Here is a 13857-nt window from a genome sequence, read left to right as displayed (position 1 = left end):
GCGGGGGACGCTGAGCCCTCGGCCAGCCGCTCACCACAGCCGCTCCTCTCTCGGCGCGCGATGCTGATCGCCGCCGGCGGGGTCGTCGGGGCTTCCGCCGTGGGGTGGGACCTGTTCTCGCCGGGTCTCAGCGCGACCGCGGCGGGGACCTACCTTCGGCCGTGTGGAGACGTCCGCATCTCGAGCTCCTGGCAAGGGCACAAGAACCGGAATCCGCCCTCGGGCGAGCCGGGCACCGATTATGCGGTGATCACCGGCACGCAGATCCGGGCGGCCGCGAACGGAGTGATCGTCGATCGGAAGGATTCGACGACGACCGCGACCGGACGCTACCTCGCGCTTCGGGCCGACGACGGCAACTACATCCGTTATCTGCACCTGCAGTCGAGCACGGTTCCCCTGGGTGCACGTGTCGCTCGCGGACAGGTGATCGCCTACTCGGGCGCGTCCGGTTTCGGCAGCGATGCCGGTTACGGCCCCCATGTCCACGTCTCCCTCTGGATCGGCGGCACGCCGCTCCAGCTGGGATTCACCAACTCGGTCGACTTCGAGAACTACGTCGAAACCGGTCCCTACCAGCCCCCAGCGGAGGATCCTGTGCCCACCCATAAGTCATCGACACTGTCGTGGAACGCTGTCTTGCCGGAGGGGGCGTGGGCTCGCATACCGGTTGCCCCCGGTGCCTTCTGGCTGGCTGAGAGCAGCGCGACCATCAAGGAGACGGGCGAGCTCTCGCTCTATCTCACGGCGACCGGGGTCACCAAGGGATTCCAGGTCCGCGTCGTGGCACAGACCCTCAATGGCAGCGGAGGGGTTGTGAGCACATCCCCGCAACCGATGCTCGAGGTCCCGGCGACTAAGGCAACCGCAGCGAACTCTCCGACATACGGCCTTTACACGCTGCCGTACTTCCTGTCGGGTCCGCTGCGCCTGTATGCCGATATCCGTGCTCTCAATCCGGGTATCAGGGTGCAGCAGGTCGTGTTCAAGAAGAACTACTGGCAGTCGTAGCCGCACATCCTCCGCTCGAGTGTCGGTGTCGCAGCAGCGGGGGTCGTGTTCGGAGGACGTTCCCGTCCGAACGTCTTCCGCCCGCGACCGGTTGCGTGCAGAATGAACGTGCGTCGGGGATCCGCCGCATCAGAACGGATACAAGGGGGCCCGCAATGGGTATCGATGAGACTGTCAACAAGGGCAAAGATCTGTACGAGCAGAACAAGGACAAGATCGCCGAGGCAGTGAAGAGCGAGCAGGCCGAGGACATCAGCGACAAGGTGCTCGACGGTGTCGCCGACTTCGCCAAGAAGATCGCGCCCGGGGCCGCCGACAAGATCGACGAGATCCGCGACAGCGCCGACAAGGCCGTCGGCAACGAGTAGGACTCTCGCCTGACACCGAGAGCGGCGGCTCCTCCATCGGAGGAGTCGCCGCTCTTCTGCATCCGGCACCAAGTATTCCGCCCCGCGGTATCGCGTTTCACCGCAGCGTCCCCTTAGAATGGATGACGATCGCCTGGGGAACTTGCGATCAGGGATGTCGAAGGGGTTCGACGTCCTGAATTCACGCGGTTCGCCGCGTCAAACTGGGGATAACGATTTTGGGGATCATCGTGCGACGCGCGCACTCTGTGCGCTCAGACGTCATCCCGCCCGCGCGGCGGTCTCTTCGCCGCGCCCTCGGTCGAGGATCCCGGCGTCCCTTCACGCCGGAATCCTCGCGTTCGGTGTGCCCCCTCGCACTGAACGCCCTCCCCAAGCGGGGCGAGGCATGGGGATGCCTCGCCCCGCTCTCACCCTCTCTCTGACGGTCGATCGGGGCGTCGCGACGGCGTCGATCGGACCGCTGACGGATGCGTTCAGGGGATGCACAGCGAATGCGACACGCCCGGGTTTGCGCAAGTGAAATCGGCCGTGGCAGAATAGACAGGTTCGACATTCCGGCGCGCTCAGCGTGGCTGGATCACCATCACGACAGTGCATAGGCGGCGCAGGCGCGCAGGGACCTAGGCCGCGGGTGGCAGAACGATCCCGACATCTTCATCACGAGGGCTTCGCCGTGCGCGGCGGAGGTCGGACACCCGCTCGATGCGAAGCGTGCGGGATGACAGCAGAACAGTGGTGCAGCAGATCGACTCGCGAGAGCCGTCTGAGTGCCGAGGCGCGAACAGCGCCGACGTGCGTCCAATGCCCCTGGGTCACCCGGCCCAGGTCGGTAAGACGCTTAAAGAGAGAGAGCAGACAATGGCGGGACAGAAGATCCGCATTCGCCTGAAGTCGTATGACCACGAGGTCATCGACACGTCCGCACGCAAGATCGTCGACACAGTGACCCGCGCGGGCGCAACGGTCGTCGGCCCCGTGCCCCTGCCGACCGAGAAGAACGTCGTGTGCGTCATCCGGTCGCCCCACAAGTACAAGGACAGCCGCGAGCACTTCGAGATGCGCACCCACAAGCGTCTGATCGACATCGTCGACCCGACGCCCAAGGCTGTCGACTCGCTGATGCGTCTCGACCTGCCTGCCGATGTCAACATCGAGATCAAGCTCTGAGGTCGGACATGGTTGACATCAACTCCAAGATTTCCAAGGGCATGCTGGGCACCAAGCTCGGTATGACCCAGGTCTGGAACGAGAGCGGCAAGCTCGTTCCCGTCACCGTCATCGAGCTCGCCTCGAACGTGGTCACGCAGATCCGTACCCCCGAGAAGGACGGCTACAACGCCGTTCAGATCGCCTACGGCCAGATCGACCCGCGCAAGGTGAACAAGCCCCTGACCGCTCACTTCGAGGCCGCTGGCGTCACGCCGCGTCGTCACGTCACCGAGATCCGCACCGCGGATGCCGGCGACTACTCGCTGGGCCAGGAGCTCACGGTCGACGGCACCTTCGAAGCCGGCCAGCTCGTCGACGTCGTCGGCACGAGCAAGGGCAAGGGCTTCGCCGGTGTCATGAAGCGTCACAACTTCAAGGGCGTCTCGGCTTCGCACGGTTCGCACCGCAACCACCGCAAGCCCGGCTCCATCGGCGCATCGTCGACCCCGAGCCGCGTCTTCAAGGGCATGCGCATGGCCGGCCGTATGGGTGGCGAGCGCGTGACCGTCCTCAACCTCACGGTGCACGCCGTCGACATCGAGAAGGGTCTGCTGCTCGTCAAGGGCGCCGTCCCCGGTGCTCGTGGCCGTATCGTCTACGTCCGCAACGCAGTGAAGGGTGCCTGATCATGGCTGACTCCACTCTCGCGCTTGACGTCCTCAACGCAGACGGCAAGAAGGCTGGCTCGATCGAGCTTCCCGCCGCGCTGTTCGACGCCAAGACGAACATCCCGCTCATCCACCAGGTCGTCGTCGCGCAGCTCGCGGCGGCTCGCCAGGGAACCCACTCGACCAAGCGTCGCGGTGAGGTCTCGGGTGCAGGCCGCAAGCCCTTCAAGCAGAAGGGCACGGGTAACGCCCGTCAGGGCTCGATCCGCGCGCCGCACATGACCGGCGGTGGAATCGTGCACGGCCCCAAGCCGCGCGACTACTCGCAGCGCACCCCCAAGAAGATGATCGCCGCCGCCCTCCTGGGCGCGCTCAGCGACCGCTTCCGCGGTGACCGCATCCACGCCATCGAGTCCTTCGGGATCAACGGCACGCCTTCGACCAAGACCGCGGTGAACTTCCTCACCAACGTCGTCTCGTCGAAGAACGTGCTCGTCGTCATCGAGCGCAACGACGATGTGACGCTGAAGAGCATCCGCAACCTGTCGAACCTGCACGTGCTGACGTTCGACCAGCTCAACGCCTACGACGTGCTCGTCTCCGACGACATCGTCTTCACCCAGGCCGCGCTCGAGGGCTTCATCGCCTCCAAGTCCGGCGCCAACCAGGAGGTCTCCGCATGAGCGAGCAGGCAGCTGTTCTCCAGACGGCCCTGAACAAGGACCCGCGCGACATCATCCTGAAGCCGGTCGTGTCCGAGAAGAGCTACGGTCTCATCGATGAAGGCAAGTACACCTTCCTCGTCGACCCGCGCGCTTCGAAGACCGAGATCAAGCTCGCCATCGAGAAGATCTTCGGCGTCAAGGTCGCTGGGGTCAACACCCTCAACCGCGTCGGCAAGGCTCGTCGCACCCGCTTCGGCGCAGGCAAGCGCAAGGACACCAAGCGTGCCATCGTGACCCTGAAGTCGGGCACCATCGACATCTTCACGGCAATCGGCTGATCCGGGGGATAAGGACAATAATGGCTATTCGCAAGTACAAGCCCACGACCCCGGGCCGTCGCGGCTCGTCGGTGGCTGACTTCGCCGAGATCACCCGATCGACGCCGGAGAAGTCGCTGCTGCGCCCGCTCTCGAAGACCGGTGGTCGCAACAACCAGGGCCGCATCACGACCCGCCACATCGGTGGTGGCCACAAGCGCCAGTACCGTGTCATCGACTTCCGTCGCAATGACAAGGACGGCGTCGACGCCCGTGTCGCTCACATCGAGTACGACCCCAACCGCACGGCGCGCATCGCGCTGCTGCACTACTTCGACGGTGAGAAGCGCTACATCCTCGCCCCGGCGAAGCTGAAGCAGGGCGACGTCATCGAGTCGGGTGCTGGTGCCGACATCAAGCCGGGCAACAACCTCCCGCTGAAGAACATCCCGACGGGTACCGTCATCCACGCGATCGAGCTCCGTCCCGGTGGCGGCGCGAAGATGGCACGTTCGGCCGGTGCATCCGTCCGTCTCGTCGCCAAGGATGGCAACTTCGCCCAGCTGCGTCTGCCCTCGGGCGAGATCCGCAACGTCGACTCGCGCTGCCGCGCGACCATCGGCGAGGTCGGCAACGCCGAGCAGTCGAACATCAACTGGGGCAAGGCCGGCCGCATGCGCTGGAAGGGCGTCCGCCCGACCGTCCGTGGTGTCGCGATGAACCCGGTCGACCACCCGCACGGTGGTGGTGAGGGCAAGACGTCCGGTGGACGTCACCCCGTCTCCCCGTGGGGCCAGGCTGAGGGTCGTACCCGTCACGCCAACAAGGAAAGCGACAAGTACATCGTGCGTCGTCGTAACGCCGGCAAGAAGCGTAAGTAGGAGTAAGAGAAGATGCCTCGCAGTCTTAAGAAGGGCCCCTTCGTCGACGATCACCTGCTTCGCAAGGTGGTCGTGCAGAACGAAGCCGGCACCAAGAACGTCATCAAGACCTGGTCTCGCCGGTCCATGATCATCCCGGCCATGCTGGGTCACACGATCGCGGTCCACGACGGTCGCAAGCACATTCCTGTGTTTGTCTCCGAGACCATGGTCGGTCACAAACTGGGCGAGTTCGCGCCCACCCGCACCTTCCGCGGCCACGAGAAGGACGACAAGAAGGGCCGCCGCCGCTGACGCGGTGGCGATAGAGGAGAGAGAAATGGTGGAGTCCATCGCACGCGTGCGACACATCCGCGTGACCCCTCAGAAGGCTCGTCGTGTCGTCGCGCTCATCAAGGGCAAGCAGGCCCAGGAGGCTCTGGCGATCCTGAAGTTCGCACAGCAGAGCGCCAGTGAGCCGATCTACAAGCTTGTCGCGTCGGCCATGGCCAACGCGCAGGTCAAGGCGGATCGTGACGGCGAGTACCTCGACGAGCAGGACCTGTACGTGGCTAACGCCTACGTAGACGAGGGCACGACGCTCAAGCGTTTCCGCCCCCGTGCACAGGGTCGCGCTTTCCAGATCAAGAAGCGCACGAGCCACATCACGGTCGTGCTCTCGACGCCTGAGGCGGCTCCGGCCGCTGCAAGCGACAGCAACAAGAAGGCGAGCAAGTAATGGGACAGAAAGTAAACCCGTACGGCTTCCGCCTCGGCATCACCACGGACCACGTGTCGCGTTGGTTCTCGGACTCGACGAAGCCCGGTCAGCGTTACGCCGACTACGTCGCCGAGGACATCAAGATCCGCAACCTGCTGAAGACGCAGCTCGACCGCGCCGGTGTCTCGAACATCGAGATCGAGCGCACCCGTGACCGCGTCCGCGTCGACATCCACACCGCCCGTCCGGGCATCGTGATCGGTCGTCGTGGCGCCGAGGCCGAGCGCATCCGCGGCGACCTCGAGAAGCTCTCGGGCAAGCAGATCCAGCTGAACATCCTCGAGGTCAAGAACCCCGAGGCTGACGCTCAGCTCGTCGCACAGGGCATCGCCGAGCAGCTCTCTGCTCGCGTGGCGTTCCGTCGTGCGATGCGCAAGGGTCTCCAGGGCGCGCAGCGCGCTGGCGCCAAGGGCATCCGCATCCAGGTCTCCGGCCGCCTCGGCGGCGCCGAGATGAGCCGCTCGGAGTTCTACCGCGAGGGTCGTGTGCCGCTGCACACGCTGCGCGCGAACATCGACTACGGCTTCTACGAGGCGAAGACCACCTTCGGCCGCATCGGCGTGAAGGTCTGGATCTACAAGGGTGACCTGACCAACAAGGAGCTTGCTCGCGAGCAGGCCAACGCACCGAAGTCCCGTCGTGACGACCGTGGCGGCGACCGTCGCCGCGCGCCGCGCAACGAGGCCCCTGTCGCAGAAGGAGCGTCTGCCTGATGCTTATTCCCCGCAAGGTCAAGTTCCGTAAGCAGCACCACCCCGGTCGCAGCGGCCAGGCGACTGGTGGCACGAAGGTCTCCTTCGGCGACTACGGGATCCAGGCTCTTACGCCTGCCTACGTGACGAACCGTCAGATCGAGTCCGCTCGTATCGCGGTCACGCGTCACATCAAGCGTGGCGGCAAGGTGTGGATCAACATCTACCCTGACCGTCCCCTCACGAAGAAGCCTGCCGAGACCCGCATGGGTTCCGGTAAGGGTTCCCCCGAGTGGTGGGTCGCCAACGTCAAGCCGGGTCGCGTCCTCTTCGAGGTCTCAGGCGTGAGCGAGGAACTCGCTCGCGAGGCACTGACCCGTGCCATTCACAAGCTGCCTCTCAAGGCACGCATCATCAAGCGCGAGGAGGGCGACGCGTAATGGCGATCGGCACCAAGGAGCTCGCTCCGGCAGAGCTCGACACGTTCGAAGACCAGCGCCTCGTTGAGGAGCTGCGTAAGGCCAAGGAGGAGCTGTTCAACCTCCGTTTCCAGTCGGCCACCGGCCAGCTGGAGAGCCACGGCCGCATCCGCGCCGTCAAGCGCGACATCGCGCGCCTGTACACCGTGATCCGCGAACGTGAGCTGGGCATCCGCGCGACGCCCGCTCCCGTCGAGGCTCCGGCCAAGAAGGCGACCAAGTCGAAGGCGAAGAAGGCGGACTCCGCTGACGACGCCGTGAAGGAAGAGGCTGAGTGATGGCCACCAAGAAGGAAGCTGCCGTCGAGGCTGAGCACGCAGCACACGATGTTCGCGATGCGGATGCCCGTGGGTACCGCAAGTCGCGTCGTGGCTACGTCGTCAGCGACAAGATGGACAAGACCATCGTGGTCGAGGTCGAGGACCGCGTGAAGCACCCGCTTTACGGCAAGGTCATCCGCCGCACCTCGAAGGTCAAGGCGCACGATGAGGCGAACTCCGCCGGCATCGGCGACCTCGTCCTGATCAACGAGACCCGCCCGCTCAGCGCCACGAAGCGCTGGCGTCTGGTTGAGATTCTGGAGAAGGCCAAGTGATCCAGCAGGAATCCCGCCTCAAGGTCGCCGACAACACCGGCGCGAAGGAACTGCTCACCATCCGTGTGCTCGGCGGCTCGCGCCGTCGTTACGCCGGTCTGGGTGACACCATCATCGCGACCGTCAAGGACGCGATCCCGGGCGGAAACGTCAAGAAGGGCGATGTGGTCAAGGCCGTCATCGTCCGTACGGTCAAGTCCACGCGTCGTCCCGACGGCTCGTACATCAAGTTCGACGAGAACGCCGCCGTGATCCTGAAGAACGACGGGGAGCCCCGCGGCACCCGTATCTTCGGACCGGTCGGTCGCGAGCTTCGTGACAAGAAGTTCATGAAGATCGTCTCGCTGGCGCCGGAGGTTATTTAAGTCATGGCGAAGATCAAGAAGGGTGACCTGGTTCAGGTCATCACCGGAGCGACGCAGGAGCGTGGCGGAGATCGCGGCAAGCAGGGCAAGGTCCTCGAGATCCTGGCCGAGAAGAACCGCATCATCGTCGAAGGCGTGAACTACGTCACCAAGCACACGCGCGTCGGTCAGACGCAGCGTGGCACCAAGACGGGCGGCCTCGAGACTGTCGAGGCCTCCATCCACATCTCGAACGTCGCACTCGTCGACCCCTCGACCAAGAAGCCGACCAAGGTCGGCCACCGGGTCGAGGAGCAGACCAAGGACGGCGTCAAGCGCACCGTTCGTGTGCGGTACGCGAAGAAGTCAGGTAAGGACCTCTGATGGCAACCACCGACGCTGCGGTGGCTGGCAAGATCCAGCCCCGCCTGAAGGCGAAGTACAAGGCCGAGATCCAGCAGAAGCTGCAGGATGAGTTCGGCTACACCAACGTGATGCAGATCCCTGGTCTGGTCAAGGTCGTCGTGAACACCGGTGTCGGTGAAGCGGCCCGCGACAGCAAGGTGATCGACGGCGCGATCGACGATCTCACCAAGATCACCGGTCAGAAGCCGCTCGTCACGAAGGCTCGCAAGTCGATCGCGCAGTTCAAGCTGCGCGAGGGCCAGGCCATCGGCGCACACGTCACCCTCCGTGGCGACCGTGCGTGGGAGTTCCTGGACCGTCTCGTCTCGCTCGCTCTGCCCCGCATCCGCGACTTCCGCGGCCTGTCGGGCAAGCAGTTCGACGGGAACGGCAACTACACCTTCGGTCTCCAGGAGCAGAGCGTGTTCCACGAGATCGATCAGGACAAGATCGACCGGGTCCGCGGTTTCGACATCACTGTCGTCACGACCGCGAAGACGGACGATGAAGGTCGCGCACTTCTGCGTCACCTCGGCTTCCCCTTCCGTACGGAAGACGCCAAGGCGTAAGCGGTTTCGGGCGGGGCGCACAGCGCCCCGCCCGATCCCGTACAATTGAAGATTGCGTGTCATCGCAGGCCGTCTGTCGTGTAACGGCAGCCGGAACCTCATGAACAAAGGAAAACAACAATGACAATGACAGACCCGGTCGCAGATCTGCTGACCCGTCTGCGCAACGCGAACTCGGCGCATCACGATTCCGTGACCCTGCCGTCGAGCAAGCTCAAGACGCACATCGCAGAGATCCTCCAGCAGGAGGGCTACATCGCCGGATGGGAGACGTCTGACGCTCGCGTCGGCACGAACCTCACCCTGCAGCTCAAGTACGGTCCCAACCGTGAGCGTTCGATCGCGGGCATCAAGCGCGTGTCGAAGCCCGGCCTCCGCGTGTACGCGAAGTCCACCGAGCTGCCCAGGGTCCTCGGCGGACTCGGCGTGGCCATCCTGTCCACCTCCTCCGGTCTTCTCACCGACCGTCAGGCAGAGCAGAAGGGCGTGGGCGGAGAAGTTCTCGCCTACGTGTGGTAATCGAAAATGTCGCGTATTGGACGACTTCCCATCGACGTTCCCGCGGGCGTGACCATCTCGGTCGACGGCCGTGAGGTCGCGGTGAAGGGCCCCAAGGGTGAGCTCACCCTGACGGTCGCCAAGCCCATCGAGGTCGCGGTCGAGGAGAACCAGGTTCTCGTCACCCGCCCCGACGACGAGCGCGAGTCCCGGTCGCTTCACGGCCTGACCCGCACGCTCATCAACAACAACATCATCGGCGTGACCCAGGGCTACACCAAGGGTCTCGAGGTCGTCGGAACCGGTTACCGCGTGGCGCAGAAGGGCAGCTCGGTCGAGTTCGCCCTCGGCTTCTCGCACCCGGTCCTCATCGACCCGCCCGCCGGTATCACGCTCACGGTCGAGGGCACCAACAAGCTCACGGTCAGTGGTATCGACAAGCAGGCTGTCGGCGAGGCAGCTGCGAACATCCGCAAGATCCGCAAGCCCGAGCCGTACAAGGGCAAGGGTGTGCGTTACGCCGGCGAGATCGTGCGTCGCAAGGCCGGAAAGAGTGGTAAGTAACCATGGCTCTCAAGTCAAAGTCTGACGCCCGCGCGCGTCGTCATGCCCGCCTTCGCAAGAAGGTCGTCGGCACCGAGTCGCGTCCGCGTCTCGTCGTCAACCGTTCGGCTCGCCACGTCTTCGTGCAGCTTGTCGACGACAGCAAGGGTCACACCGTGGCGTCGGCATCGACGCTCGAGACCGACCTGCGTTCGCTCGAGGGTGACAAGACCGCCAAGGCCCGCAAGGTCGGCGAGCTTCTCGCCGAGCGTGCGAAGTCTGCCGGCGTTTCCGAGGCAGTGTTCGACCGTGGCGGCAACCGCTACGCCGGTCGTGTCGCCGCCATCGCCGACGGCGCCCGCGAAGGGGGTCTGGCACTGTGAGTGACAACAAGGAGAACGAAGTGACCGAAGCGGCAGCTGCCACTTCCGAGACTGCCACCGGCACCACGCAGGCAGAGCCGTCTCAGCGCGACAACCGCCGCGGCGGCCGTAGCGACCGCAACCAGGGTGGCCGTGACCGCAACTCCCGCGACCGTGGGGACAACCAGTTCCTCGAGCGCGTGGTCACCATCAACCGCGTCTCGAAGGTCGTGAAGGGTGGTCGTCGCTTCAGCTTCACCGCTCTCGTGGTCGTCGGTGACGGCAACGGTCTGGTGGGCGTCGGCTACGGCAAGGCCCGCGAGGTCCCTCTGGCGATCTCGAAGGGTGTCGAAGAGGCGAAGCGCAACTTCTTCCGCGTTCCGCGCGTCGGCAGCACCATCCCGCACCCCGTGCAGGGTGAGGCCGCAGCAGGCGTCGTCCTGCTCCGTCCGGCCGCTGCCGGTACCGGTGTCATCGCCGGTGGTCCGGTTCGCGCCGTGCTCGAGTGCGCCGGCATCCACGACGTGCTGTCGAAGTCGCTCGGCTCGTCGAACACGATCAACATCGTGCACGCCACGGTGACGGCCCTGAAGATGCTCGAGGAGCCCCGTGCGGTCGCCGCACGTCGTGGCCTCGAGTTCGACCAGGTCGCACCCGCGCGTCTCGTCCGTGCGGAGGCTGACGCCATCGCCGCACAGAAGGTAGGTGCCTGATGGCTGCGCGCCTGAAGGTCACGCAGGTCAAATCCAAGGTGAGCGAGAAGCAGAACCAGCGTGACACGCTGCGCAGCCTCGGTCTGAAGCGCATCGGTGACAGCACCGTTCGCCCCGACGACGCGCAGACGCGCGGTTACGTCAAGACCGTCGCCCACCTCGTCAAGGTTGAGGAGATCGACTAATGGCTGAGAAGAACGAAGCCGTCGAGGCCGAGAAGGCCCCGAAGAAGGCTGCCGCTCCCAAGGCCGCAGCCGACAAGAAGCCCGCCGCCAAGAAGGCTCCTGCGAAGGCGTCTTCGGCCAAGGCCGACGCCGTCAAGAAGCCCGCTGCGAAGAAGGCTGCGCCGAAGAAGGATGCTCCGGCATCCCGTCCCGGCGTGCTGAAGGTGCACCACCTGCGTCCGGTCCCCGGATCCAACACCGCGAAGACCCGTGTCGGTCGCGGTGAGGGTTCCAAGGGTAAGACCGCGGGTCGCGGCACCAAGGGCACGAGGGCTCGCAACACCGTTCGCGTCGGGTTCGAGGGTGGGCAGATGCCTCTGCACATGCGCACCCCGAAGCTGCGCGGGTTCAAGAACCCGTTCCGCGTCGAGTACCAGGTCGTGAACCTGGAGAAGCTCGCGGAGCTGTACCCCAAGGGTGGCGATGTCACCATCGGCGACCTGGTCGCCAAGGGTGCCGTTCGCAAGAACGAGAAGGTCAAGGTTCTCGGAAACGGCGACATCGCCGTGAAGCTCACCGTAGCGGTCGACAAGGTCTCGGGTTCTGCCGAGCAGAAGATCGTGGCGGCCGGCGGATCCGTCAAGTAACCACTTCATGAGAGGGGTCGGAGATTCTCCGGCCCCTCTTATGGGTTAGCCTGTTCTTTCAGCCGTCCTTCAGGGATCGGCAACCTTTCAGGAGGACGTCCTTGTTTAGCGCCATCGCGCGGATCTTCCGCACGCCCGACCTGCGTCGGAAGATCGGTTTCACCCTCGCCATCGTCGCCATCTACCGGCTCGGCTCGAATGTGCCTGCTCCGTTCGTGAATTTCCCGAACGTCGAGGAGTGCCTCGCGCTGAACTCCGGGACAGAGGGACTCCTCGGGCTCGTCAACCTGTTCTCGGGTGGCGCGCTCCTCCAGCTTTCGATCTTCGCGCTCGGTGTCATGCCATACATCACCGCGACGATCATCACGCAGCTCCTCCGTGTGGTCATCCCGCACTTCGAGGCCCTGCACAAGGAAGGCCAGGCCGGCCAGGCCCGTCTGACCCAGTACACGCGCTACCTGACGATCGCGCTGGCGCTGCTGCAGTCGACCACGCTCGTCACGGTGGCCCGCAGCGGTCAGCTCTTCGGCACGACCGACATCGCCGCGTGCCAGAACCTCCTCACCAACGACGTGTGGTGGGCGCAGCTGCTCATGATCATGACGATGACCGCGGGCACCGGCCTGATCATGTGGTTCGCAGAGCTCGTCACCGAGCGCGGCATCGGCAACGGCATGTCGCTCCTCATCTTCACCTCGATCGCCGCCACCTTCCCCGGCGCCATGTGGCTCATCTGGGAGAGCAAGGGCTTCGAGGTCTTCCTCCTGGTGCTCCTCGTCGGAATCATCGTGATGGCGCTCGTCGTCTTCGTAGAGCAGTCGCAGCGGCGCATCCCTGTGCAGTATGCGAAGCGCATGGTCGGTCGCCGCACCTATGGCGGCACGAACACCTATATCCCGATCAAGGTCAACATGGCGGGCGTGATCCCCGTGATCTTCGCCTCGTCGCTGCTGTACATCCCTGCGCTCATCGCGCAGTTCAACACCCCGCAGGACGGCTCGGAGCCGGCCGCATGGGTCACCTGGATCAGCGCGAACTTCACGACCGGCAACAGCCCCATCTACATGGCGGTGTACTTCCTGCTGATCATCGGCTTCACGTACTTCTACGTCGCGATCACCTTCAACCCGGTCGAGGTCGCAGACAACATGAAGAAGTACGGCGGGTTCATCCCCGGCATCCGTGCCGGTCGTCCCACCGCCGAGTACCTCGACTACGTGCTCACCCGCATCACGCTGCCAGGGTCGATCTACCTCGGCCTCATCGCGCTGATCCCGCTGATTGCTCTCGCCACCGTCGGCGCCAACCAGAACTTCCCGTTCGGAGGCGCGTCGATCCTCATCATCGTGGGTGTCGGTCTCGAGACGGTCAAGCAGATCGACGCGCAACTGCAGCAGCGTCACTACGAAGGGCTCCTCCGATGACTCGATCAGCTCGTCTCCTCATCGTCGGTCCGCAGGGCTCCGGCAAGGGCACCCAGGGTGTCCGCATCGCCGAGTCGTACGGCATCCCGGTCGTCTCGACCGGGGACATCTTCCGCGCGAACATCAAAGAGGGCACGCCGCTCGGCCAGCAGGTCACGGCCGTCCTCGACAAGGGCGACCTCGTTCCCGACGAACTGACCAGCGAGATCGTGCGCGATCGTCTGTCGCAGGACGACGCGGCGAACGGCTTCCTCCTCGACGGCTACCCGCGCAACGCCGCTCAGGTGAAGCACCTCGACGCGTTCCTCGCCGGACGTGGCGAATCGCTGGACGCCGTCATCCTTCTCGACGTTCCGCGCGAGGAGAGCATCGAGCGTCTGAAGCTCCGTGCGGCCGAGCAGGGCCGTTCTGATGACACCGACGAGGCCATCGCGCACCGCCTGGACATCTACGAGCACGAGACGGCCCCGATCCTCGAGGTCTACGGCCCCCGTGGCATCGTCGATCGCATCGACGGCGTCGGCTCGCTCGACGAGATCACCGAGCGCGTCTTCGCGGCTCTCGTGGCTCGCGGCCTGCGCCTCGCGGCCTGAACATCGC

Annotated in this window: 24 protein-coding genes; all 24 read left to right on the top strand. The window is 64.8% G+C overall.

Annotated features, from left to right (window positions below; translation table 11 throughout):
- Window positions 1-60 precede the first annotated feature (60 nt).
- The 24 genes from ACZ0AA_RS09045 to ACZ0AA_RS08930 all read left to right on the top strand — a co-directional run bounded on the left by ACZ0AA_RS09045 (window position 61) and on the right by ACZ0AA_RS08930 (window position 13850).
- Window positions 61-1011: a M23 family metallopeptidase gene (locus tag ACZ0AA_RS09045; RefSeq protein WP_400341766.1), complete on the top strand. Its 951-nt coding sequence runs from the start codon at window positions 61-63 to the stop codon at window positions 1009-1011.
- A 155-nt stretch (window positions 1012-1166) separates the two neighbouring features.
- On the top strand, window positions 1167-1379 hold the full coding sequence (locus ACZ0AA_RS09040; protein ID WP_053099214.1) for a hypothetical protein: 213 nt from the start codon (window positions 1167-1169) through the stop codon (window positions 1377-1379).
- An 861-nt stretch (window positions 1380-2240) separates the two neighbouring features.
- Window positions 2241-2549 carry a 30S ribosomal protein S10 gene (gene rpsJ, locus ACZ0AA_RS09035; RefSeq protein WP_017201594.1) on the top strand — a complete coding sequence of 103 codons (309 nt, stop codon included), beginning with the start codon at window positions 2241-2243 and terminating at the stop codon, window positions 2547-2549.
- A gap of 8 nt (window positions 2550-2557) precedes the next feature.
- On the top strand, window positions 2558-3217 hold the full coding sequence (rplC, locus tag ACZ0AA_RS09030) for a 50S ribosomal protein L3 (RefSeq protein WP_056312872.1): 660 nt from the start codon (window positions 2558-2560) through the stop codon (window positions 3215-3217).
- 2 nt (window positions 3218-3219) lie between these two features.
- Window positions 3220-3882 (top strand): 50S ribosomal protein L4, encoded by a 663-nt coding sequence (rplD, locus tag ACZ0AA_RS09025; RefSeq protein WP_140037894.1) that lies wholly within the window; start codon window positions 3220-3222, stop codon window positions 3880-3882.
- A complete protein-coding gene (gene rplW / locus ACZ0AA_RS09020; protein WP_042538754.1) occupies window positions 3879-4202 on the top strand; it encodes a 50S ribosomal protein L23 in 324 nt (107 codons plus the stop codon). The genes rplD and rplW overlap by 4 nt, the downstream gene beginning before the upstream one ends.
- A 20-nt stretch (window positions 4203-4222) precedes the next feature.
- Window positions 4223-5062 carry a 50S ribosomal protein L2 gene (gene rplB, locus ACZ0AA_RS09015; RefSeq protein ID WP_042538755.1) on the top strand — a complete coding sequence of 280 codons (840 nt, stop codon included), beginning with the start codon at window positions 4223-4225 and terminating at the stop codon, window positions 5060-5062.
- Window positions 5063-5074: 12 nt separating this feature from the next.
- Window positions 5075-5356 (top strand): 30S ribosomal protein S19, encoded by a 282-nt coding sequence (rpsS, locus tag ACZ0AA_RS09010; protein ID WP_017829205.1) that lies wholly within the window; start codon window positions 5075-5077, stop codon window positions 5354-5356.
- A gap of 25 nt (window positions 5357-5381) precedes the next feature.
- Window positions 5382-5780 carry a 50S ribosomal protein L22 gene (gene rplV / locus ACZ0AA_RS09005; protein ID WP_042538756.1) on the top strand — a complete coding sequence of 133 codons (399 nt, stop codon included), beginning with the start codon at window positions 5382-5384 and terminating at the stop codon, window positions 5778-5780.
- Window positions 5780-6535: a 30S ribosomal protein S3 gene (gene rpsC, locus ACZ0AA_RS09000; protein WP_042538759.1), complete on the top strand. Its 756-nt coding sequence runs from the start codon at window positions 5780-5782 to the stop codon at window positions 6533-6535. The genes rplV and rpsC overlap by 1 nt, the downstream gene beginning before the upstream one ends.
- A complete protein-coding gene (gene rplP, locus ACZ0AA_RS08995) occupies window positions 6535-6954 on the top strand; it encodes a 50S ribosomal protein L16 (RefSeq protein WP_042538761.1) in 420 nt (139 codons plus the stop codon). The genes rpsC and rplP overlap by 1 nt, the downstream gene beginning before the upstream one ends.
- On the top strand, window positions 6954-7271 hold the full coding sequence (rpmC, locus tag ACZ0AA_RS08990) for a 50S ribosomal protein L29 (RefSeq protein WP_017829202.1): 318 nt from the start codon (window positions 6954-6956) through the stop codon (window positions 7269-7271). Before rplP ends, rpmC begins: the two co-directional genes overlap by 1 nt.
- Complete coding sequence (gene rpsQ, locus ACZ0AA_RS08985; RefSeq protein WP_045264643.1) at window positions 7271-7588, top strand: 30S ribosomal protein S17; 318 nt, start codon at window positions 7271-7273, stop codon at window positions 7586-7588. Before rpmC ends, rpsQ begins: the two co-directional genes overlap by 1 nt.
- A complete protein-coding gene (gene rplN / locus ACZ0AA_RS08980; protein WP_042538766.1) occupies window positions 7585-7953 on the top strand; it encodes a 50S ribosomal protein L14 in 369 nt (122 codons plus the stop codon). Before rpsQ ends, rplN begins: the two co-directional genes overlap by 4 nt.
- A 3-nt stretch (window positions 7954-7956) precedes the next feature.
- A complete protein-coding gene (gene rplX / locus ACZ0AA_RS08975; protein ID WP_140037892.1) occupies window positions 7957-8316 on the top strand; it encodes a 50S ribosomal protein L24 in 360 nt (119 codons plus the stop codon).
- Window positions 8316-8906: a 50S ribosomal protein L5 gene (gene rplE, locus ACZ0AA_RS08970; protein WP_042538772.1), complete on the top strand. Its 591-nt coding sequence runs from the start codon at window positions 8316-8318 to the stop codon at window positions 8904-8906. The genes rplX and rplE overlap by 1 nt, the downstream gene beginning before the upstream one ends.
- A gap of 120 nt (window positions 8907-9026) precedes the next feature.
- On the top strand, window positions 9027-9425 hold the full coding sequence (gene rpsH, locus ACZ0AA_RS08965) for a 30S ribosomal protein S8 (RefSeq protein ID WP_140037891.1): 399 nt from the start codon (window positions 9027-9029) through the stop codon (window positions 9423-9425).
- A 6-nt stretch (window positions 9426-9431) separates the two neighbouring features.
- Window positions 9432-9968: a 50S ribosomal protein L6 gene (rplF, locus tag ACZ0AA_RS08960; protein ID WP_042538776.1), complete on the top strand. Its 537-nt coding sequence runs from the start codon at window positions 9432-9434 to the stop codon at window positions 9966-9968.
- 2 nt (window positions 9969-9970) lie between these two features.
- The gene (gene rplR / locus ACZ0AA_RS08955; RefSeq protein ID WP_042538778.1) at window positions 9971-10330 is read left to right on the top strand and encodes a 50S ribosomal protein L18; all 360 of its coding nucleotides are present in this window, start codon (window positions 9971-9973) and stop codon (window positions 10328-10330) included.
- Complete coding sequence (gene rpsE, locus ACZ0AA_RS08950; protein WP_072591671.1) at window positions 10327-11022, top strand: 30S ribosomal protein S5; 696 nt, start codon at window positions 10327-10329, stop codon at window positions 11020-11022. Before rplR ends, rpsE begins: the two co-directional genes overlap by 4 nt.
- Complete coding sequence (rpmD, locus tag ACZ0AA_RS08945) at window positions 11022-11207, top strand: 50S ribosomal protein L30 (protein ID WP_042538783.1); 186 nt, start codon at window positions 11022-11024, stop codon at window positions 11205-11207. Before rpsE ends, rpmD begins: the two co-directional genes overlap by 1 nt.
- Window positions 11207-11833 carry a 50S ribosomal protein L15 gene (gene rplO, locus ACZ0AA_RS08940; protein WP_311259485.1) on the top strand — a complete coding sequence of 209 codons (627 nt, stop codon included), beginning with the start codon at window positions 11207-11209 and terminating at the stop codon, window positions 11831-11833. The genes rpmD and rplO overlap by 1 nt, the downstream gene beginning before the upstream one ends.
- A 101-nt stretch (window positions 11834-11934) precedes the next feature.
- Window positions 11935-13257, top strand: a complete 1323-nt coding sequence (gene secY, locus ACZ0AA_RS08935; protein WP_042538786.1) for a preprotein translocase subunit SecY — start codon at window positions 11935-11937, stop codon at window positions 13255-13257.
- On the top strand, window positions 13254-13850 hold the full coding sequence (locus ACZ0AA_RS08930) for an adenylate kinase (protein WP_400866026.1): 597 nt from the start codon (window positions 13254-13256) through the stop codon (window positions 13848-13850). The genes secY and ACZ0AA_RS08930 overlap by 4 nt, the downstream gene beginning before the upstream one ends.
- Window positions 13851-13857 lie beyond the last annotated feature (7 nt).

The organism is Microbacterium sp. AC035 (assembly GCF_979258485.1).
Note: the sequence above shows the minus strand (reverse complement) of the source record. Positions and strands in the feature narration are given on the sequence as shown.